Genomic DNA, 18,784 nt, shown 5'->3' on the forward strand with positions numbered 1-18,784 from the left:
GTGGGCCGGTCGTCAAGTGATGGGAGTGGCATGGCAGGGCGGCGGACGGACACCAAGGAGCGGATCCAGAAGGTGGCGCTGGAGCTGTTCGCCGAGCGGGGATACGAGCAGACCACACTGCAGGAGGTGGCGGAGCGGCTGGAGATCACCAGGCCGGCGCTCTACTACCACTTCCGTACCAAGGAGGCGATCCTGGCGAGCGTCACCGAGGGGCTGGTCGAGTCGATCGAAGAGCTGGTGGAGTGGGGGCGCGAGCAGCCCAAGACCCCCGAGTCCAGGCGGGAGATCCTGCGGCGGATCGGCGAACTGCTCGAGGACCAGTGGCGGCCCCTGTTCAAGTTCGCGCAGGTGAATCAGGGCGCGATGCAGGGGATGCCCACCGGCGAGCGCATGCAGGCCGGGATGATCAAAATGGTGTCCCTGCTGGAGGTGCCGGGGGCGAGTCCGGTGCGGAAGTTCGAGGCACGGCTGGCGGTGTTCGCGGTGATCCTGGGCAGCGTGCCCTTCCTCTTCGACATGGAGGTGCCGGAGTCAGAGCGGGCGTCCGTGGCCATGGAGGTCGCCATGAAGCTGATCTCAGAGGATTAGCGTCTCAGCACCGACATGGCCGCATTATGCCCGGCGATTCCGCTCACGCCGCCGCCTCTGCGGGCGCTCGCGCCGCACATCAGGATGCGCTCGTGCTCGGTCTCCACGCCCCATCTCTCATCTTCTTCCGCGTACGGCCAGCTCAGGTCGGTGTGGAAAATGTGGCCGCCCGGCAGCCCGGCCTCCCTTTCGAGGTCGACGGGGGTTTTGACCTCGACGCAAGGGGCGCCGTCCGGGGCCTTGAGCAGGCATTCCTCGATGGGCTCTGACAGGACGGAGTTGATGGAGGCGAAGGTGGCCTTCAAGGCCATTTCCCTGGCTTCTTCTGGATTTTTCCGGAAAAGTCGGGCTGGCATGTGGAGGCCGAAGAGTGTCATCGTCTCGGCCCTGCCTCTGAGCTCGGGGCCGAGAATGGACGGGTCAGTCAGCGAATGGCAATAGACCTCCGCCGGGGGCAATTCCGGGATTTCCCCTCTCACCGCCTGCTGATACGCCGTGTCGAGCTGGTCGCGTCCCTCGTTGATGTGGAACGTACCGCTGAAGGCCGCCCGGGGATCCACGGACGCGTCCTTCAGCCTGGGCAGCCTGGTCAGCACCATGTTGACCTTCAGCTGCGCGCCCTCGGGGACCGTCGCGGGACGGCGCAGCACCCGGTCGAGCACGGCGGGCGGCAGGTTGACCAGCACGTGCCCGCCGTTCACGGTGTGCTCGCCGCCCCCGGCCACGAACGTGACCTCGCCGGACGGCGAGATCCCGACGATCTCGGCCCCGGTCCTGATCTCGGCGCCCGCCTGCCTGGCCGCCGCCTCGAGCGCGCCCGAGACGGCGCCCATGCCGCCGACGGGGACGTTCCACTCGCCGGTGCCGTCGCCGATCACGTGGTAGAGGAAGCACCGGTTGGCCAGCAGGTCGGCGGCGGGATCGGCGAACGTGCCGATCAGCGCATCCGTGAGCACGACGCCGCGCACGGTGTCGTCGCCGAACCGCTCGGCCACGGTCCGGCCGATCGGCCGCCGGAACAGGTCACGCCACGCCTCGGGCCCGACGAGCCGTTCGACCTCGGAGGCCGCGGGGAGGGGTTCGAGCAGCGTGGGCGCCAGGGCCTGCGCCACGCGCGCGGTCATGCCGTAGAAGTCCTGCCACGCCTTGTGGTCGGCCTCGCCGCCGGTGACGCTCATGAACGAGGCCGCCGTCGCCCGCGCGTCCTCGTTGTCGACGAGCAGCCCGGTGTCGCCTTTGGGGGTGTACGAGGCGTAGCGACGGCGGCGCAGCTCCAGCTTGAGCCCGAGGTCACGGACAATCTTGGACGGGAGGAGGCTGACCAGGTAGGAGTAGCGCGACAGCCGTACGTCGACGCCCGGGAAGGCCCGTGCGGAGATCGCCAGACCGCCCACGTGGTCCTGACGCTCGAGGACCAGCACCCTGCGCCCAGCCCGGGCCAGGTAGGCGGCCGCCACCAACCCGTTGTGCCCGCCTCCGGCCACGACCACGTCATACGAACCCATTACCGCACCCTACGACCCACCCCACACCACCCGTCAACGCCCACAATTGGACATTTCGCCTTCGACCTGTCGGACGATCTGCGCGACGCGCCCACGACACGGCGGCCCGCCCGCTACCCGCCGACCGGCTCGTCCACGGGGCACAGGCGGGTCGCTGGCGTGCGCGACGCCGCTCGTGTGATCCTCAAGTGGACGGCCGTCCGACCAGCGCCGCGTTTGGAACAAATGCCGTAAAATTCGCCGTTCCCCCTAAGCGGGCCAGGACCACATAAGGAGCACAAAACACACCATGCGCAGCACCCCCGACTCCGTTCTCCAGCCGTCAGACGAGGTCGCCGAGGCCCTGGCGAGTGGCGCGCCCGTCGTGGCTCTGGAGTCCACGATCATCTCCCACGGGCTGCCGCAGCCGCGCAACCTCGAGGTGGCGCGCGAGCTGGAGGGGGTCGTACGGGCCGCGGGCGCCGTACCGGCCACGATCGCCGTGCTGGACGGCGTGCCCCGCATCGGCCTGAACGAGGTGGAGCTGGAGCGCATCGCCACCGAGTCCGGCCTGCGCAAGCTGGGCCAGCGGGACCTGCCCGTGGCGGCGGCCCTCAAGGCCAGCGGCGCGACGACCGTGTCCGCCACGTCGTTCCTGGCCGCCCGCGCCGGCATCCGCGTCTTCGCCACCGGCGGGCTGGGCGGGGTGCACCGCGGATGGACCGAGGACCAGGACGAGTCCGCCGACCTCGACACGCTGGCCCGCACCCGCATCACGGTCGTCTGCGCCGGCGTCAAGTCGATCCTCGACGTGCCCGCCACGCTCCAGCGGCTGGAGACGCGGGGCGTGAGCGTGGCGGGATACCGTACGGACACCTTCCCGGGCTTCTACCTGCACTCCTCCGGCCTGCCGATCGACTGGCGGATCGAGTCGCCCGACCAGGCGGCGGCGATCATGCGCGGCCAGGACGCGCTCGGCGGCCAGGAGACGGCGCTGATCGTCGCCAACCCGGTCCCCGAGGACCAGCAGCTCGACCCTGAGCTCCATGACCGCGTGCTGGCCGAGGCGCTGGCCGCCGCAGAGCGCCAGGGCGTCAAGGGGCAGGCGATCACGCCGTTCCTGCTCGGTTACCTGGTCGACGGCACCGCCGGCGCCTCCCTGGAGGCCAACCTGGCCGCCGTGCGCGGCAACACCGCCCTGGCCGCCAAGATCGCTGTCTCCTGGGCACGATCGTGACGGGCAACGCCCTCCTGGTCGTCGGTGACGTGGTCACCGACGTGGTGGCGCTGCATGGCTCGCCGGTCACGTCGGGCACCGACACGTCCGCCGACATCGTCCTGCGCCCCGGCGGCTCCGGCGCGAACACCGCCGCCTGGGCCGCCCTCCTGGGCGCCGACGTACGCCTGCTGGCGAGGCTCGGCTACGACAGCAGCGAATGGCACACCACCGAGCTGGCCAGGACGGGCGTGCGCACCCACATCTCCGTCGATCCGGACCGCCCGACCGCGGTCGTGATCGCGATGGTGGACCAGAGCGGCGAGCGCACGATGCTCACCAACCGCGGCGCCGGCGGCCTGATCTCCGAGGCCGACTGGGACCCGTCCCTGCTCGACGGCGTCTCCCGGCTCCACCTGTCCGGCTACGTCATGTTCGCCGACGCCGGACTGCGGCTGGCCAGGCGGGCGATGGCCGAGGCGGCGGCCGCGGGGATCGCGATCAGCATCGACCCGGCCTCCACGGGCCCGCTGCGCGACTTCGGCGTCGAACGTTTCATCCGCGAATCCGCCCCCGCCAGCCTCATCCTGCCGAACCTCGACGAGGCCCTCCTGCTGAGCGGCGCCACGACCGCGGAGCGTGCCGCCGTACTCTTGAGTGAGACTTACGGCACAGTGGTCGTGAAGCTGGGAGCACAGGGCGCGCTGGCCGCCGTGGACGGCGAGATCGTCGCGACGGCCACAGGGGTGTCCGCCGAGGTCGTGGACTCGACGGGGGCTGGTGACGCGTTCGCCGCCGGGTTTCTCACAGGAACTTTGCAGGGTGTCAGCGAGGAGGCGGCTTTGGAGGCAGGTTGCCGTGCTGGTGCCGAATGTGTGGCCCAGGTGGGCGGTCGACCACGGTACGGTTTGGATCTGAACCGTCTTTACCCTATTCACACTGATTGATAGCTTGCCGCGTAAGCTGCACCATTAGCCACACGCGTTACGGCCAGCACCACGCGGCCCACTGGGGAGGATAAGGTCCGCCGATGGAAGTCGAGTCATCGATCTGCCTGAGCGACCTAGTCCCTGCGCTGCGCTGGAGCCGCCCACAGCAGGTGGCCGAGGTGCTGGGTGATCCGCGCCTGCCCGCCGGGTGGTGGTCATCCCTCACGCTGTCGAGGGCGCTCGGCACGGCGGGGCTCGACTGGATCTGCGAACGTCTGGCGCGGCTGGCCTCCTCTCGCTGGGACCATCTGCCGCTGTCCGACCTGCTGCCCGCACTGACCGTTCACCACATCGATCCCGCGCTGCCGGGCTGGCCCGAGGCCACCCGTACGGCGATCACGGGGCTCGGCGGCTGGCACCGGCTGCGCCGCCTGTCCCCCAGCGACCTGGGCACGCCGTCGGCGACGCCGGAGGTGGTGATCGGCTCGGTCTTCCGCGAGATCCTCGGCCGCATCCCGGCCCAGCGAGAGGCTCCCGCCGGGCCGCCCCCGGCCGCCGAGCACCCGGAGGTCACCCGGCCGCTCATCGTTTCGTCCCGGGGCACGGGCTCCTTCCCGGCCCAGCCGGAAGGGGGGCCGCAGACCGGCTCCTTCGCCGCCCAGAGCGGTTCCACGGCCGAGGGGGCGGCGCAGCGGCAGGGAACCACCGGACCGTTCGCGAACCAGGGCCAGGCCGCCTCCCTCTCAGACAGCACCCAGCAACGCCAGACGGGCTCGTTCCCCGCCCCGCAGCCGTCGGGAGCCCAGACCGGGTCCTTCGCCGCCCAGCCATCGGACGCCTCCCAACAGCGCCAGACCGGCTCGTCCCCCGCGCAGCGGCCGGCGGATCGCCAGACCGGTTCCTTCCCGGCGCAGCAACAGCCTGATCGCCAGAGCGGTCCCTTCCCAGCCCCGCAACCGTCTGATCGCCAGGGCGCTCCCTTCCCCTCGCAGCAGCCCGCGGACAGTGAGCCGCAGCGGCAGACGGGGTCGTTCCCCGCTCAGAGCGGCTCTTTCCCGGCCCAGCCTCAGGGCGGCTCGTCGTCGTCGCAGCCTCAGGGCGGCGGCCCGCGCCAGAGCTTCGCGGGCGAGGGCCTCCCGCAACGCCCGGCCCCCGGCCAGTCCGAACGCCTCCCGCAACGTCCGACGGGCCCGCAACCCGGCCGCCAGGACTCCGGCCCGATGTCCGGCGGGCCCTCGACCGGGTCGATGCCCGCCATCCCCGGCACGACGTCCAGCGGGCCCTCGACCGGGTCGATGCCCGCCATCCCCGGTTCCATGTCCGGCGGACCCGCGACCGGGTCGATGCCCGCCATCCCGGGTTCCGGCGGACCCGCGACCGGATCCATGCCCGCCATCCCCGGCACGCCGGACACCTCCAAGGGCGGCAGCTCCTCGCGTTATCCGACGCCCGTCCCCGGCGCGTCGCCCAGCAGTCCGGTGCCCTCCGACACCGACCACGCGATGGTCCGGGTCGTGGACAACCTGTTCCGCAGCCTGGACAAGCTGGAGCTGGCCGTGGCCGTGCACCGGCTGTTCGCCCAGGACCCGGTGAGTCTGCGCACGCTCGCCCACAAGATGCTGGTGGAGAGGGACGCGCTCTCCCAGGCGCAGCGCACCGCCGAGGAGCGCGTGCTGAACTGGCTGCGTTCGTCGGAGTCCGCGCCGGTCACGGGCCACATGTTCCGCCTGACCGAGTGGCTCGGCGCGGCGGCCACCGAAGACCAGCTCATCGGCGCCGACCCGGCCCACCCCGTGATGGTCCCCTCGCTGCGTACCCCGCTCTGGCGCGTACTGGTGACGCTCATGCCCGACCGCCGTTTCCAGGACGGCTGGCTGGTCGTGGGCGACCTCCACGGCTTGCAGGCACGTACGAGGCAGCTGCTGGCCGCGAGCCCGCCCGACGCGGACCTCGTGGAGCTGATGGCCGAGCTGGGCATCCGCGCCCACTCCGCCAAGGCCTGGCTCGACGCCCTGCCCCCGGAGTCCGCCGATCCCGTCGCTTCGGCCCCGTCGCCCGCCCAGCCCCTGCCCCGCCGCACGCCTGGAGCCAACGGCCACCACCACCGGGGCGGCCAGCCCATCCCGACGGCCTCGGGGAACTCGATCGACCCCTCCGCCGCGCTGGCCACGCTGTCGGCGCTGTCGGGCGGCCGCTCGCCGATGCTCCCCGGCAGCCTGGCGGGCACCCCTTCCACGCCGCCTCCGCCGCTGCCCAGCCCCTCCTCGGACCCGCGCCGCTGGCAGCGCATCGAGGTGACCCCGGAACACCTCCGCGGCGGCCCCGTGCCGGTCCCTGAGGGGTACGCGGCCCAGCTCGGCATGCGCCCCGGCACTCTGCTCTCGGTGACGGGCCCGGGCGACAACGCCATCGTCCTGGTCTGGCAGGGCCACCAGCCGGTCTTCGACTCCCTCCAGCCGGTGCTGATGCGCCTGAACGCCCGACCCGGCGATCAGGTGTACGTCACGGTGGACGGCTACCGCCTGGAGGCCCAGCTAACCGGCTGACCGCTTCCCCGGTCCACCAACGACCATCCGCCAAGTCGGGAGGGTGGCTTCGATCGCGCTGCGGTCGCCGAGCCAGGGCGCATCCTCACCGACACCCCCGCCCGGCCTCGCAGGGGGTGCGGGGAGCGCAGCCCCGCCGAGCGTCCGAGAAGCGCCGCCTCGCTGAGCACGCGGGGAGCGCTGCCGCCGCCATACGCCATTCAGCACCGGTCGCGGCGGCCGTACACCGGTACGTCACGCCATCACAAAGGGACGTCGAACAGCCGGAGGCGGTGGGCGGTGGCGGCGGCCTCGCCTCGGGTGGCGACGCCCAGCTTGGCCAGGATGTTGGAGACGTGCACGCTCACCGTCTTGACCGAAATGAACAGCGCCTCGGCGATCTCCCGGTTGCTCCGCCCGCTCGTCACCTCCCGCAGCACCTCCAGCTCCCGAGCCGTCAACCCCAGCGGATGCCCGTCAGCCGCCTCCTCGGAGCCGCCGATCCGGGCCCGCCGCGCGAAGACGTCGAGCTGCTCCAGCAGCGGCGTCGCGCCCAGCCGCCCGGCCAGCTCCCGTGCGCGCCCCAGTCGCGCCGCGGCCTCCTGCCGATCCCCGGACGCCAGTGCCGCCTGAGCCGCGCCCACCAGGCATCGTGCCTCGGCGTACGGCTGCCGCAGCGCCGCCCACGCACCCACCGCCAGGTCCCACGCCTTGAACTGCCACGCGGCCAGATCGACGGCGCCGTCGTCCAGCGGCTGCTCGGGACCCATCAGCGCCGTGAACGTCAGGCGGTGCGCCTGCTGGAGATCGCCGTCGGTCTCGAGCTCCTGCCCCAGCTCCCGGAGCCGAGCCATGAGTGACGCGCCGAGCTGCGAGAGGGACACGGGACCCGCATCCGAGTGGGCGGCCCCTGACGCATCCGAGGCCGCGGCACCCCGGCGGCCGGGCTCGCCCGGCAGGGGCGCCTCACCGATCTGGCCAGGTGGCGCGGCGTGCCCGGGCTGCGCCGCCACGGAGGCGAGCATGGAGGCGACGGTCACCAGCACAGGCCAGGAGTAACGGGGACTCTCCAGCAGGTCGCGCTCCTCCATGGCCTGAGCGGCCGCCCGCATCGCCGCGTCCAGTTGCCCACGCGCCTGCAGCAGCCGCACCTCCCTGCACAGATGCGGCAAGACCGTCTGATCGCGGAAGGTGCCGCGCGACAGCACGCTCCGCGACCAGCCCAGCAGCTCTTCCGCCCGATCGAGCTCGCCCCGCGCCATCGCGATGTCGGTGGCGAACCCCTGCAGGCTGGCCCGGTAAGGCGCGGGCGGTGCGAGGTCGAGCGCGTGCTCGATCACCTCGAGCGCCTCGTCCCATCTCCCGAGGGACACCAGCGGCTCGGCCAGGTTGATCGACAGGAACGTGCCCGAGGTGCGCGCCAGGCCGTGCAGCCCGGCCTCCTCGATCCCGTCGCGGGCCACCTGCGCGGCCCGCTCGTGCCACCCCGCCCCCTCCAGCGCGTCGGACTCCGAGATCGCGCAGCGCATCAACACGTTGTACGGCACCTCGTCGCGGTGGGCGATCCTGCGTGCCTCCGCGAACGCCTCCATCTGGGCCTCGACCTCGGAGAAGCCGAAATGAGCCCAGGCGAGGTTGATCAGCGCGTGCGCCTCCACCTTGGCGTCGCCCACCTCATGGCCGATCTCCTTCGCGAGCTGGGACGTGGCGAACCGCTCGGACCAGACATCGCGCCCGTGGAGCATGCGGGACAGGGTCTCCAGGATCTGGCCGCGCAGTCTGTTCGGCTTGTCGGAAGGGACCAGGGCCGCCGCCTCACGCAGGTCGTCGAGAAAACCGGGGCGGCCGAGGTCGTAACGGGTCAGACCACGCTGGCGCAGCAGCTGGGCCGCCCTGATCGGGTCGGCGTCGCGGTCGAGGTCGGTGAGGGCGGCGCCGGCCAGGGCGATGGAGCGTTCGTACTCCCCCGCCAGGTGGGCGACCGTGGCCGTCTGCCGGAGCACGTCGAGCCTGTCGCAGCCGATGCGCTCGGCGGCGTCGGGCACCTGGTCCCACAGCTCGAGCACCCGGGAGAGCATCCGGAGCTGCTCGTCGTACGCGGTGGACTTACGGGCGACGGCGGCCGCGTGCCACGCGCTGACCAGCGCCCAAGTGGAGTCGTGGGCGGAGTGCCAGTGGTGGGCCAGCTCGATCGCGCCGCGCGGCGCGGGCAGGATCGACAGGTCGCGCTCCAGCGCCTCGGCGAAGCGGGTGTGCAGGCGGGTGTGCTCGCCGGGCAGCAGGTCGTCGTGAAGCGCCTCGCGGATCAGCGCGTGCCTGAAGCAGTAGCCCTCGCCGTCGACGGCGAGCACGTTGCCCGCGACCGCGGGCCGCAGCGCGCGGGAGAGCGCGTTCTCGTCGAGCCCGGCGACGGCGGAGAGCAGGTCGTGCTCGATGCGCTGCCCGCCCGCGCTGGCCACACGCAGCAGCTCCTGCGTCTCGTCGGGCAGCCGCTCGACGCTGGCCAGCAGCAGGTCGCGCAGCGACTCCGGCAGCGCCTCGGCACCGCCCGCGTCGCTGAGCAGCGCCTCCACGAACAGCGGGTTTCCCTCGCTGCGCGCGTAGATCCGGTCCATGTCGGCGGGGGACGGCTCCCGCTCCAGGATGCTCGCCGCCTGCGCGACGGCCTCTCTGCGGGTGAGCCTGCGCAGCTCGACCCTGCTCACCCACTGGACCCGCCCGAGCTCCGCGAGGAGCGGCCGCAGCGGATGGGTGCGGTGCAGCTCGTCGGTGCGGTACGTCACCACGATCAGCAGGCCAGCGGCGCTGGGCTGATAGCGGACCAGGAACGACAGCAGGTCGCGGGTGGACCGGTCGGCCCAGTGCGCGTCCTCGACGATCAGCAGCACCGGACGCTCCTCCGCCAGCCGCTCCAGCAGCCCCAGCACCTGCTCGAACAGCCGCGCCCGCGCCTCGGGCCCTTCCCTGTCGGGCTCCCCGAACTCGGGCAGCAGCCTCGCGAGCCCGCGCGTGGAGCCACCGGGGACGAGCGCCGCGACACCGTCACGGCCCAGCTCGCGCACGAGCCCACGCAGCACTGCGGTGAACGGCGCGAACGGCAGACCCTCAGTGCCCAGCTCCAGACACCCACCGACGAGCACCAGCGCGTCTCCGGCCCGATCGGTGAACTCGTTGATCAGCCGCGTCTTGCCGACCCCGGCCTCGCCACCGACGAGCACGGTGGACGACGCGCCGGCACGCGCCCTGGCCAAGGCGTCGCCGAGGGCGGCGAGCTCGCGGGCTCGCCCGACGAACCGGGGGCTGACGGCGTGGATACTCACGCCCTAAGGATGCCATCCGGCGACGACAGAATCCCCGCCCACCACCGGTACGAGCACCCCCACACCACCCGCCGGCCCGAGCGTCGCAGGGCCTGGGCACGGGGGTACGCGCTGGGCGAACGCGTGGGAGCCGCCCGTGATGTGGAGCAACGCCCCGAGCGGACGCGCGCAAACCGGCGGATGGCCCGCGTGCGGCAGGGCAACAATCCAGCGGCCGCGAGCGTGGGATGGGGGCTAGCGCAGGACCTTGCGGAAGAACGTGGCCGAGGCCTCGTAACCCAGCGCGTGGTAGAACTCGGGCGCCCGGCGCGTGGCCATCGCCACATATCCGGCCTCCCGCGACCGCGCCCAGCGCTCGAACTCCTCCAGCAGGGCCCGCCCGATCCCCTGCCGCCGCGACCCCGGCCCGACCATGGCCTCCTCAACCCACGCCACCGGACCGTTCGCGAACAGCGTCAGGTGGACGAACCCCAGCAGGTAGCCGTGGACGCGCCCGCCGACGACGGCTGTGAGCAGCAGGGCGTCCTCGTTCGCCAGCAGCTCGGGCAGGGCGGCGTCGAAGGCCTCGCGTTCGGGCCTGAACGTCAGCCCGAACTCGCGGGCCAGCGCGAACACCTCGTCCGCGTCCGCCTTCTCCGCCCTCCTGATGAGAAGATCTTCAGCCGTCATGACTGATGACACTAGATCGTCCGAGGTAATGGACGCAAACTCCTCGGATTCGTCGTCGAGCCGGTTCAGAGGTCGCTCAGGCCGAGCTGGCGGGCGATGAGCATACGCTGCACCTCGCTCGTGCCCTCCCCGATCTCCAGGATCTTGGCGTCGCGGTAGAAGCGGCCGACGGGGAACTCGTTCATGAAGCCGTACCCGCCGAACACCTGCGTGGCCTCGCGCGAGTTGTCCATGGCGGCGTTGGAGGCCACCAGCTTGGCGATGGCCGCCTCCTTCTTGAACGGCAGCCCCGCCTCCATGCGATCCGCCGCGTGGTAGTAGGCCAGCCGGGCGGTGTGCGCCCGCGCCTCCATGTCGGCGATCTTGAATTGGATGGCCTGGTAGTGGCCGATCGGGTGGCCGAACGCCTTCCTGTCCTTGACGTACTTGAGGCATTCGTCCACGCAGCCCTGCGCCAGCCCCACGCTGAGGGCGGCGATGGCGATGCGGCCCTCGTCGAGCGTCTGCAGGAACTGCGCGTAGCCGCGGCCGCGCTCGCCGAGGAGGTTCGCCGCGGGGACGCGGCAGTCGGTGAAGGACAGCTCGCGGGTGTCGGAGGCGTTCCAGCCGACCTTGGAGTATTTCTTGGACACGGTGAAGCCGGGTGTGCCGCTGGGCACGAGGATCGTGGAGATCTCCCGCTCGCCGGTGAGCGCGGCCACGCCGACGACGACGGTGATGTCGGTCCCGGAGTTCGTGATGAACGCCTTCGTCCCGTTGATCACCCACTCGGCGCCGTCGAGCACGGCCGTGGTCCGCATCCCGCCCGGCACGTCCGTCCCGCCGCCGGGCTCGGTCAGGCCGAACGCGCCCAGCTCGGCGCCGGAGGTCAGCCTCGGCAGCCAGTGCGCGCGCTGCTCCTCGGTGCCGAACCGGTAGATCGGCATCGCGCCCAGCGACACCGCGGCCTCCAGCGTGATCGCCACGCTGGAGTCGACGCGGGCCAGCTCCTCGAGCGCCACGCACAGCGCGAAGTAGTCGCCGCCCATGCCGCCGTACTCCTCGGGGAACGGCAGCCCGAACAGCCCCATGGCGCCCATCTGCCGCACGATGTCGTACGGGAACTCCTCGCGCTCGTAGTAGTCGCCGATCACCGGTGCGACCACCTCGCGGGCGAACGACTCGACGGTCTTGCGCAGCTCTTCGTACTCGTCCTTGAGCATGGTCAGCCTTTCGACAGTGCCCGCACGACGCGGGACGGGCTGGGCCGGCCGAGCAACTCCGCCAGCCAGGTGCTGGTGGCCACGAGCTTGCCCAGGTCGAGCCCGGTCTCGATGCCGAGCCCCCGCAACATCCAGACCAGGTCCTCGGTGGCGAGGTTGCCGGTGGCGGACTCGGCGTAGGGGCAGCCCCCGATGCCGCCCGTGGAGGCGTCGACCGTGGTCACGCCCGCCATCAACGCGGCCAGGGTGTTGCCGAGCGCCTGGCCGTACGTGTCGTGGAAGTGCACGGCGAGCTTGTCCGGCGAGCGGAACGCCGCGATCAGGGCGGTCACGTGGCCGGGTGTGCCGACGCCGATCGTGTCGCCGAGCGACAGCTCGTAGCAGCCGAGCCCGAGCAGCCGCTCCCCGACCGAGACGACCTGCGCGATCGGCGTCGGCCCCTCCCACGGGTCGCCGAAGCACATCGACACGTACGCGCGCACCCGCATGCCGTTGTCCAGCGCCCGGGCCACGACCGGCTCGAACATGTCGAACTGGCTCTCCAGGCTCCGGTTCAGGTTCTTCGCGGCGAACGTCTCCGTGGCGCTGGCGAAGATCGCGATCTCGTCCACGCCGCGTTCGAGCGCCCGGTCGAGGCCGCGCAGGTTGGGGACCAGCACCGGGTAGCGCACGCCCGGCTTCCTGTGCAGCCGGGCGAGCAGTTCGTCGGCGTCGGCGAGCTGCGGCACCCACGCCGGGTGCACGAAGCTGGTCGCCTCGATCACCTTGTGCCCGGCGTCCGCGAGCCGGTCGATGAACTCGGCCTTCACCTCGACGGGCACGACCGCGGACTCGTTCTGCAGCCCGTCGCGCGGGCCGACCTCGTAGATCGTGACCTGCTGCGGAAGGCCCTCCATGTGGTACGGCATCACGCCTCCTCCGTGCCCATGGCCTCACTCCGTGAGGCGGGTTCGGTCGCCCTCGATGCCGTCGCCTTCCCCCGCTCTGGTCGCTGCGCTCCCGCCGCTCCTCCAGGCGACGGCGCTCCCTCACCGGTCACCACAGCGAGGACGGCGTCCATGTCGACCGGCTGGCCGGCCTGGACCGGCAGCTCGGAGACCAGGCCGTCGCGCGGGGCGGTGACCGTGTGCTCCATCTTCATGGCCTCCACGATGACCAGCGGCTGCCCCTCGCTCACCCGGTCGCCGGCCTGGGCCTTGACCACGAGGACCGTGCCGGGCATGGGACTCCTGACCACGCCGTCGCCCTCGGTCGCGGCGCCGGGCCGGTCGCCGGGGTCGCCGATGAGGTGCCGGGTGAGCGCCCACGCCTCGCCGTCCCTGCCGAGCCAGAGCGTGTCGGCGTGGCGTATGTGGAGGTAGCGCTCGGTACGGCCGCCGATCGTGACGGTCAGTTCGCCGTCTCCCACCCGGATATGCGCGGGGATGATCTCATCATTTATCCGCACCTCAGCGGACTCTTCGGGCAGGCCCCGGACCTGGACCGCGTGCACGCCGTCCCTCGACTCCAGCCGCCAGGTCGTCCAGGCGGGCGATCCCACGCGCCACCCGTCCGTGACCTCCCACGGATCGACGCCCTGGGGCATGGCGTGGAAGGCGAGCGCCGCCGCCGCGAGCACCTCGCCGGGCAGCTCCACGGACGGGACCAGCTCGGGAAGCACGCGTTCGACCAGCCCGGTGTCCAGCTCGCCCGCTTTGACGGCCGGGTGTTCGGCGAGGGCCCGGAGGAACGGGATGTTCGTGACCACGCCGAGAACGGCCGTGCGGGCCAGAGCACGGTCGAGCGTCCTGAGCGCCGACGCCCGATCCGGCGCCCAGGCGATGACCTTGGAGAGCATCGGGTCGAACTCGCTGCCCACGACCCCGCCTTCGACCAGCCCCGAGTCCACCCGTACGCCGTCAGCAGGCTCGCGGAGCACCAGGACGCGGCCGCCGGTGGGCAGGAAGCCGCGAGCCGGGTCCTCGGCGTAGACGCGGGCCTCGACGGCGTGCCCGCCCAGCCGCACGTCCTCCTGCCCGAAGGGCAGCCGCTCCCCCGCCGCCACCCGCAGCTGCAGCTCCACCAGGTCGAGCCCGGTCACCAGCTCCGTGACGGGGTGCTCGACCTGGAGCCGTGTGTTCATCTCCATGAAGTGGTAGGCCCCGGTGGTCCCGTCCACGATGAACTCGACCGTGCCCGCCCCCACGTATCCCACGGCACGCGCGGCCTCCACCGCCGCCGAGCCCATGGCGGCGCGTGTCTCGGGGGTCACGAAGGGCGACGGCGCCTCCTCGATGATCTTCTGGTGCCTGCGCTGCAGGCTGCACTCGCGCTCGCCCAGGTGCACGACGTCGCCGTGGGTGTCGGCCATGATCTGGATCTCGATGTGCCGCGGGCTCTCGACGTACCGCTCGATGAGCAGCGTCCCGTCGCCGAACGCCGCCCGCGCCGTACGACGGGCCGACTCCAGCGCGTCGGGCAGCTCGGCGGCCGACCGCACCAGCACCATGCCCTTGCCCCCGCCGCCGGCGGAGGGCTTGATCAGCGCGGGGAAGTCGCGCCAGGACTCCAGCGAGTCGGCGGGCTCGGCCCCGCCGGGCACCACGGGCACGCCCGCCGCGGACACGGTGGCCTTGGCGCGGATCTTGTCGCCCATCGCCTCGATGGCCGCGGCAGGCGGGCCGGCGAACACCAGCCCGGCCTCCGCGCACCGCCGCGCGAACACGGCGTTCTCCGCCAGGAATCCGTATCCGGGATGTACGGCCTGAGCGCCCGAGGCCAGAGCCGCCCCGATAATCGCCTCGATATCCAGATATTTCGGCACCTGGAGGGCGAGGTCGGCTTCCAGCACGTGACGGGCCCCGGCGTCCGACGGCGTGTGCACGGCCACCGACGTGATGCCGAGCCCGCGCAGCGTGCGGATGATCCGTACGGCGATCTCGCCCCTGTTGGCGATCAGAACACGGTCGAACAACATCGCGTCACATCCGGAAGACGCCGTAACCGGCGGGCTCGAGCGGGGCGTTGGCCGCCGCGGACAGTGCCAGGCCGAGGACGGTGCGGGTGTCGAGCGGGTCGATCACGCCGTCGTCCCACAGCCTGGCCGTGGAGTAGTACGGATTGCCCTGGTGCTCGTACTGGGCCCTGATCGCGTCGGCGTCGGCGGTGCCGACGGTGGTGAGCACGTTGGCGGCCTGCTCGCCGCCCATGACCGAGATGCGGGCGTTCGGCCACATCCACAGGAACCTGGGCGAGTACGCCCGCCCCGCCATCGCGTAGTTCCCCGCCCCGAAGGACCCCCCGATGACCACGGTGAACTTGGGCACCCTGGCACACGAGACCGCGGTGACCATCTTGGCCCCGTGTTTGGCGATGCCGCCCGCCTCGTACGCCTTGCCCACCATGAACCCGCTGATGTTCTGCAGGAAGACGAGAGGGATCCGCCGCTGGTCGCACAGCTCGATGAAGTGCGCTCCCTTCATGGCGGACTCGCTGAACAGGATGCCGTTGTTCGCCACGATCCCCACCGGATGGCCGTGGAGGTGGGCGAACCCGGTCACGAGCGTCGAGCCGTACTCGGCCTTGAACTCCAGGAAACGCGACCCGTCCACGATCCTGGCGATCACCTCGCGCACGTCGTACGGCTGGCGCGTGTCCCCCGGCACGATCCCGTACAGGTCGCGCGGGTCGTGCCCGGGCGGCTCCGGCGCGATCACGTCCCAGGGGTGCGGGGCGCGCGGGGCGAGCGTGGAGACGATGTCGCGGACGATGGCCAGCGCGTGCGCGTCGTCCTCGGCGAGATGGTCGGTGACGCCGCTGACCCGCGAGTGCAGGTCGCCGCCGCCCAGCTCCTCGGCCGTGACCTCCTCGCCGGTGGCCGCCTTCACCAGGGGCGGGCCGCCCAGGAAGATGGTGCCCTGGCCGCGCACGATGACGGCCTCGTCGCTCATCGCGGGCACGTACGCGCCGCCTGCCGTGCAGGAGCCGAGCACGGCGGCGATCTGCGGGATGCCGCGGGCCGACATGGTGGCCTGGTTGTAGAAGATGCGGCCGAAGTGCTCGCGGTCGGGGAACACCTCATCCTGTCTGGGCAGGAACGCCCCGCCGGAGTCCACGAGGTAGACGCACGGCAGGTGGTTGTGCAGGGCCACCTCCTGCGCGCGCAGGTGCTTCTTGACCGTGATCGGATAGTACGTGCCGCCCTTGACGGTGGCGTCGTTGGCGACGATCACGCACTCGCGGCCCGAGACCCTGCCGACGCCCGTGATGATCCCGGCCGCGGGCGCCTGGTCGTCGTAGAGCCCGTTCGCGGCCAGCGGCGACAGCTCCAGGAAACGGGAGCCGGGGTCGAGCAGGCCGTCGACGCGGTCGCGCGGCAGCAGCTTGCCGCGCCCGACGTGCCGCTCGCGCGAGCGCTCGGGGCCGCCCCGGGCGGCGGCCACCAGGCGTTCGAGCAGCTCGGCGGCGAGCCGCTCGTTGAGCTCGGCATTGCGTTTGTACGCCTCGCTGCCGGGATCGGCGGCCGACTTCAGCACCGGCCAGTCGCTCATGACGCCCCTCTCATGGCACGAGATGTTAGTCACCGTTAACGTAATCGTCTAGCATGTGAGACGTGACCACTGCCTCCCCACCTACCCGGCCTACCCGCAATAGAGGCAACCGGCGCAGGGAGATCCTGGAGGCGGCGGCCCGGCTGTTCGCCGCGCGCGGCTTCCACGGGGTCTCGATCGAGGACATCGGCGGTGCGGTCGGCATCTCGGGCCCCGCGCTCTACCGGCACTTCAGTGGCAAGGACGCGCTGCTGTCGGAGATGCTCCTCGACGTCAGCTCCCGGCTGCGCGAGTCGGCCGTCGCCGTGGTCACCTCGCACGCGGATCCGCAGGAGACGCTGGACGCACTGCTCAACGTGCAGATCACGTTCGCGATCGAGCAGCCGGCGCTGATCACGGTGCACGACAGGGAGCTGGGCAACGTGCCCGAGCCCGAGCGCCGCCAGATCAGGCGGCTGCAGCGGCTCTACGTCGAGGAGTGGGTGACCGTGCTGGCCGAGCTGCACCCCTCGTGCCCGGCCGCGCGCCTGCGGGCCGCGACGCACGCCGTGTTCGGGCTGCTCAACTCCACGCCGCACAGCGCGGGCGAGCTGCCCGCGCAGGACATGCGGCCGCTCCTGCGCGCCATGGCGCGGGCGGCGATCAACGCCTCCGTTAACGCTCACTAACTTTTAGGGCTATGCCCGTTATGCCCTTCTCATGCCAACTATCTAGATATATCGTTAACGTATCTCGATAGTTGGAGGTAAATCATGCACGATCCTGACTTCTGGGATGCTCCGCCTCCCCCGCCCCCGCCGGGACCGGGACCGGGCAACTTCGGCGTACCCCCGTTCGCACCCCCTCCGCCGTTCCCGCACGGCCCCGAGTTCGGCACGGTCGTGCACTGGGAGACGCCCCCGCCGCGGGTCCGCCGCGGCGACGTCAGGGCGGCGCTGCTGGCGCTGCTCCTGGAGGGGCCGCAGAACGGCTACCAGATGATCCAGGACATCGAGGAGCGCAGCCGCGGCGTGTGGCGGCCCAGCCCCGGCTCGGTATATCCGGCGCTCCAGCAGCTCGAGGACGAGGGCCTGGTGTCGGGCGACGAGTCCGGCGGGAGCCGTACGTACAGCCTGACGGAAGAGGGTCGCCGCCAGGCGGCCAGGCACGCCGGCCAGGCGCCGTGGGACGAGGTCGCCCGCTCGGTGCCGCAGGACCACCACGAGCTGCGCGTGCTCTGGGGCCAGCTCAACGAGGCCTTCTCCCATCTGGTCCGCACGGCGAGCGACCGTCAGGTGGTGCAGGCCAAGGAGCTGATCAAGAAGACCCGCAGGTCCATGTTCCAGATCCTGGCGGAGGACTGAATGACGGCGGACGCGGCGATAGCCGTTCACAAGCTGCGAAAGACGTACGGGAAGGTCGAGGCCGTCAAAGGCGTCGACTTCGAGGTGCGCCCCGGCGAGGTGTTCGGCTTCCTCGGCCCGAACGGCGCCGGCAAGACCACCACCATCAGCATGCTCTGCACGCTGGTGAACCCCACCGGCGGCAGCGCCACCGTGGCCGGCCACGACGTGGTGAGGAACCGCGACGAGGTGCGCAGGAACATCGGCCTGGTCTTCCAGGACCCCACCCTCGACGGCTACCTGAGCGCCGAGCAGAACCTGCGCTTCCACGCCGAGCTGTACGGCGTGCCCAAGAGCATGGTCGGCGACCGGATCCGCCAGGTCATGGAGATGGTGGCGCTGTGGGACCGCAAGGACGCCAAGGTGATGACGTTCTCCGGCGGCATGAAGCGGCGGTTGGAGATCGCCCGCGGCCTGCTGCACTCGCCGCGCGTGCTCTTCCTGGACGAGCCGACCGTGGGCCTCGACCCGCAGACCCGTTCGGCCATCTGGGGCTACATCAACCAGCTCAGGCTGCTCGAGGACATCACGATCTTCATGACCACCCACTACATGGACGAAGCGGAGTACTGCGACCGGATCGCGATCATCGACCACGGTGAGATCGTCGTCATCGACTCGCCGGAGGCGCTGAAGGCCAGCGTCGGCAAGGACCGGGTGCAGATCCAGACCGCCGACGACACGGAGGCGATCAAGGCGCTGCGGGAGCGGTTCGGACTGGACGCGGCCGTGCGCGAGGGCGCGGTGACGTTCGCGGTGGCCTCGGGCGAGGAGTTCGTGCCCAGGCTGTTCGCCGAGCTCGGCATGCCGATCAAGTCGGTGAGCGTCTCGCGGCCGTCCCTGGATGACGTGTTCATGTCGTACACCGGCTCCACGATCCGCGACGCCGAGTCCGGCGCCGACAACATGACGTGGATGAGAGCGATGGCGAGGCGATAGC

The 18,784-nt window shown here is 71.5% G+C and carries 14 protein-coding genes; 7 read left to right on the forward strand and 7 right to left on the reverse strand.

Annotated elements, in window-relative coordinates; genetic code table 11:
- Positions 1–30 precede the first annotated feature (30 nt).
- Entirely contained in the window at positions 31–588 is a 558-nt protein-coding gene (locus ACQPWU_RS40060) for a TetR/AcrR family transcriptional regulator (protein ID WP_433430884.1), read from the forward strand.
- Here ACQPWU_RS40060 and ACQPWU_RS40065 read toward each other — a convergent pair.
- Positions 585–2,093 carry a phytoene desaturase family protein gene (locus tag ACQPWU_RS40065; RefSeq protein ID WP_433430885.1) on the reverse strand — a complete coding sequence of 503 codons (1,509 nt, stop codon included), beginning with the start codon at positions 2,091–2,093 and terminating at the stop codon, positions 585–587. The two genes, ACQPWU_RS40060 and ACQPWU_RS40065, sit on opposite strands and share 4 nt — an antisense overlap.
- A 289-nt stretch (positions 2,094–2,382) precedes the next feature.
- Between ACQPWU_RS40065 and ACQPWU_RS40070 the strand changes: the two genes are divergently transcribed.
- The 3 genes from ACQPWU_RS40070 (at position 2,383) to ACQPWU_RS40080 (ending at position 6,763) form a co-directional block, all read left to right on the forward strand.
- Positions 2,383–3,309 (forward strand): pseudouridine-5'-phosphate glycosidase, encoded by a 927-nt coding sequence (locus ACQPWU_RS40070; protein WP_433430886.1) that lies wholly within the window; start codon positions 2,383–2,385, stop codon positions 3,307–3,309.
- Positions 3,306–4,235, forward strand: a complete 930-nt coding sequence (locus tag ACQPWU_RS40075) for a carbohydrate kinase family protein (protein ID WP_433430887.1) — start codon at positions 3,306–3,308, stop codon at positions 4,233–4,235. Before ACQPWU_RS40070 ends, ACQPWU_RS40075 begins: the two co-directional genes overlap by 4 nt.
- An 83-nt stretch (positions 4,236–4,318) precedes the next feature.
- Positions 4,319–6,763, forward strand: a complete 2,445-nt coding sequence (locus tag ACQPWU_RS40080; protein ID WP_433430888.1) for a hypothetical protein — start codon at positions 4,319–4,321, stop codon at positions 6,761–6,763.
- 242 nt (positions 6,764–7,005) lie between these two features.
- On the opposite strand, the gene ACQPWU_RS40085 is transcribed toward ACQPWU_RS40080, so the two are convergent.
- The 6 genes from ACQPWU_RS40085 to ACQPWU_RS40110 all read right to left on the reverse strand — a co-directional run bounded on the left by ACQPWU_RS40085 (position 7,006) and on the right by ACQPWU_RS40110 (position 16,462).
- Positions 7,006–10,062, reverse strand: coding sequence for a helix-turn-helix transcriptional regulator (locus ACQPWU_RS40085; protein ID WP_433430889.1), 3,057 nt, complete (start codon positions 10,060–10,062; stop codon positions 7,006–7,008).
- A gap of 234 nt (positions 10,063–10,296) precedes the next feature.
- Positions 10,297–10,731, reverse strand: coding sequence for a GNAT family N-acetyltransferase (locus tag ACQPWU_RS40090; protein ID WP_433430890.1), 435 nt, complete (start codon positions 10,729–10,731; stop codon positions 10,297–10,299).
- Positions 10,732–10,796: 65 nt separating this feature from the next.
- Positions 10,797–11,933, reverse strand: coding sequence for an acyl-CoA dehydrogenase family protein (locus ACQPWU_RS40095; protein ID WP_433430891.1), 1,137 nt, complete (start codon positions 11,931–11,933; stop codon positions 10,797–10,799).
- A 2-nt stretch (positions 11,934–11,935) separates the two neighbouring features.
- The gene (locus tag ACQPWU_RS40100) at positions 11,936–12,841 is read right to left on the reverse strand and encodes a hydroxymethylglutaryl-CoA lyase (RefSeq protein WP_433430892.1); all 906 of its coding nucleotides are present in this window, start codon (positions 12,839–12,841) and stop codon (positions 11,936–11,938) included.
- Complete coding sequence (locus tag ACQPWU_RS40105; protein ID WP_433430893.1) at positions 12,841–14,889, reverse strand: acetyl/propionyl/methylcrotonyl-CoA carboxylase subunit alpha; 2,049 nt, start codon at positions 14,887–14,889, stop codon at positions 12,841–12,843. Before ACQPWU_RS40105 ends, ACQPWU_RS40100 begins: the two co-directional genes overlap by 1 nt.
- A gap of 4 nt (positions 14,890–14,893) precedes the next feature.
- Entirely contained in the window at positions 14,894–16,462 is a 1,569-nt protein-coding gene (locus ACQPWU_RS40110; protein ID WP_433430894.1) for a carboxyl transferase domain-containing protein, read from the reverse strand.
- Positions 16,463–16,524: 62 nt separating this feature from the next.
- On the opposite strand from ACQPWU_RS40110, the gene ACQPWU_RS40115 reads away from it, so the two are divergent.
- From ACQPWU_RS40115 to ACQPWU_RS40125, 3 genes are all read left to right on the forward strand, one after another.
- Positions 16,525–17,130 (forward strand): SACE_7040 family transcriptional regulator, encoded by a 606-nt coding sequence (locus ACQPWU_RS40115; protein WP_433430895.1) that lies wholly within the window; start codon positions 16,525–16,527, stop codon positions 17,128–17,130.
- Positions 17,131–17,214: 84 nt separating this feature from the next.
- Entirely contained in the window at positions 17,215–17,805 is a 591-nt protein-coding gene (locus ACQPWU_RS40120) for a PadR family transcriptional regulator (RefSeq protein WP_433430896.1), read from the forward strand.
- Positions 17,806–18,783 (forward strand): ATP-binding cassette domain-containing protein, encoded by a 978-nt coding sequence (locus ACQPWU_RS40125; protein ID WP_433430897.1) that lies wholly within the window; start codon positions 17,806–17,808, stop codon positions 18,781–18,783.
- Position 18,784: the final 1 nt, after the last annotated feature.

This window comes from Nonomuraea sp. CA-141351 (assembly GCF_050944675.1).
Lineage (GTDB): Bacteria > Actinomycetota > Actinomycetes > Streptosporangiales > Streptosporangiaceae > Nonomuraea.

What these genes read in the sequence shown, in the direction of transcription:
- ACQPWU_RS40060 (WP_433430884.1), top strand. Translation starts at nt 31, where the DNA reads ATGGCAGGGCGGCGGACGGACACCAAGGAGCGGATCCAGAAGGTGGCG.
- ACQPWU_RS40065 (WP_433430885.1), bottom strand. Translation starts at nt 2,093, where the DNA reads ATGGGTTCGTATGACGTGGTCGTGGCCGGAGGCGGGCACAACGGGTTG.
- ACQPWU_RS40070 (WP_433430886.1), top strand. Translation starts at nt 2,383, where the DNA reads ATGCGCAGCACCCCCGACTCCGTTCTCCAGCCGTCAGACGAGGTCGCC.
- ACQPWU_RS40080 (WP_433430888.1), top strand. Translation starts at nt 4,319, where the DNA reads ATGGAAGTCGAGTCATCGATCTGCCTGAGCGACCTAGTCCCTGCGCTG.
- ACQPWU_RS40090 (WP_433430890.1), bottom strand. Translation starts at nt 10,731, where the DNA reads ATGACGGCTGAAGATCTTCTCATCAGGAGGGCGGAGAAGGCGGACGCG.
- ACQPWU_RS40095 (WP_433430891.1), bottom strand. Translation starts at nt 11,933, where the DNA reads ATGCTCAAGGACGAGTACGAAGAGCTGCGCAAGACCGTCGAGTCGTTC.
- ACQPWU_RS40100 (WP_433430892.1), bottom strand. Translation starts at nt 12,841, where the DNA reads ATGCCGTACCACATGGAGGGCCTTCCGCAGCAGGTCACGATCTACGAG.
- ACQPWU_RS40105 (WP_433430893.1), bottom strand. Translation starts at nt 14,889, where the DNA reads ATGTTGTTCGACCGTGTTCTGATCGCCAACAGGGGCGAGATCGCCGTA.
- ACQPWU_RS40110 (WP_433430894.1), bottom strand. Translation starts at nt 16,462, where the DNA reads ATGAGCGACTGGCCGGTGCTGAAGTCGGCCGCCGATCCCGGCAGCGAG.
- ACQPWU_RS40120 (WP_433430896.1), top strand. Translation starts at nt 17,215, where the DNA reads ATGCACGATCCTGACTTCTGGGATGCTCCGCCTCCCCCGCCCCCGCCG.
- ACQPWU_RS40125 (WP_433430897.1), top strand. Translation starts at nt 17,806, where the DNA reads ATGACGGCGGACGCGGCGATAGCCGTTCACAAGCTGCGAAAGACGTAC.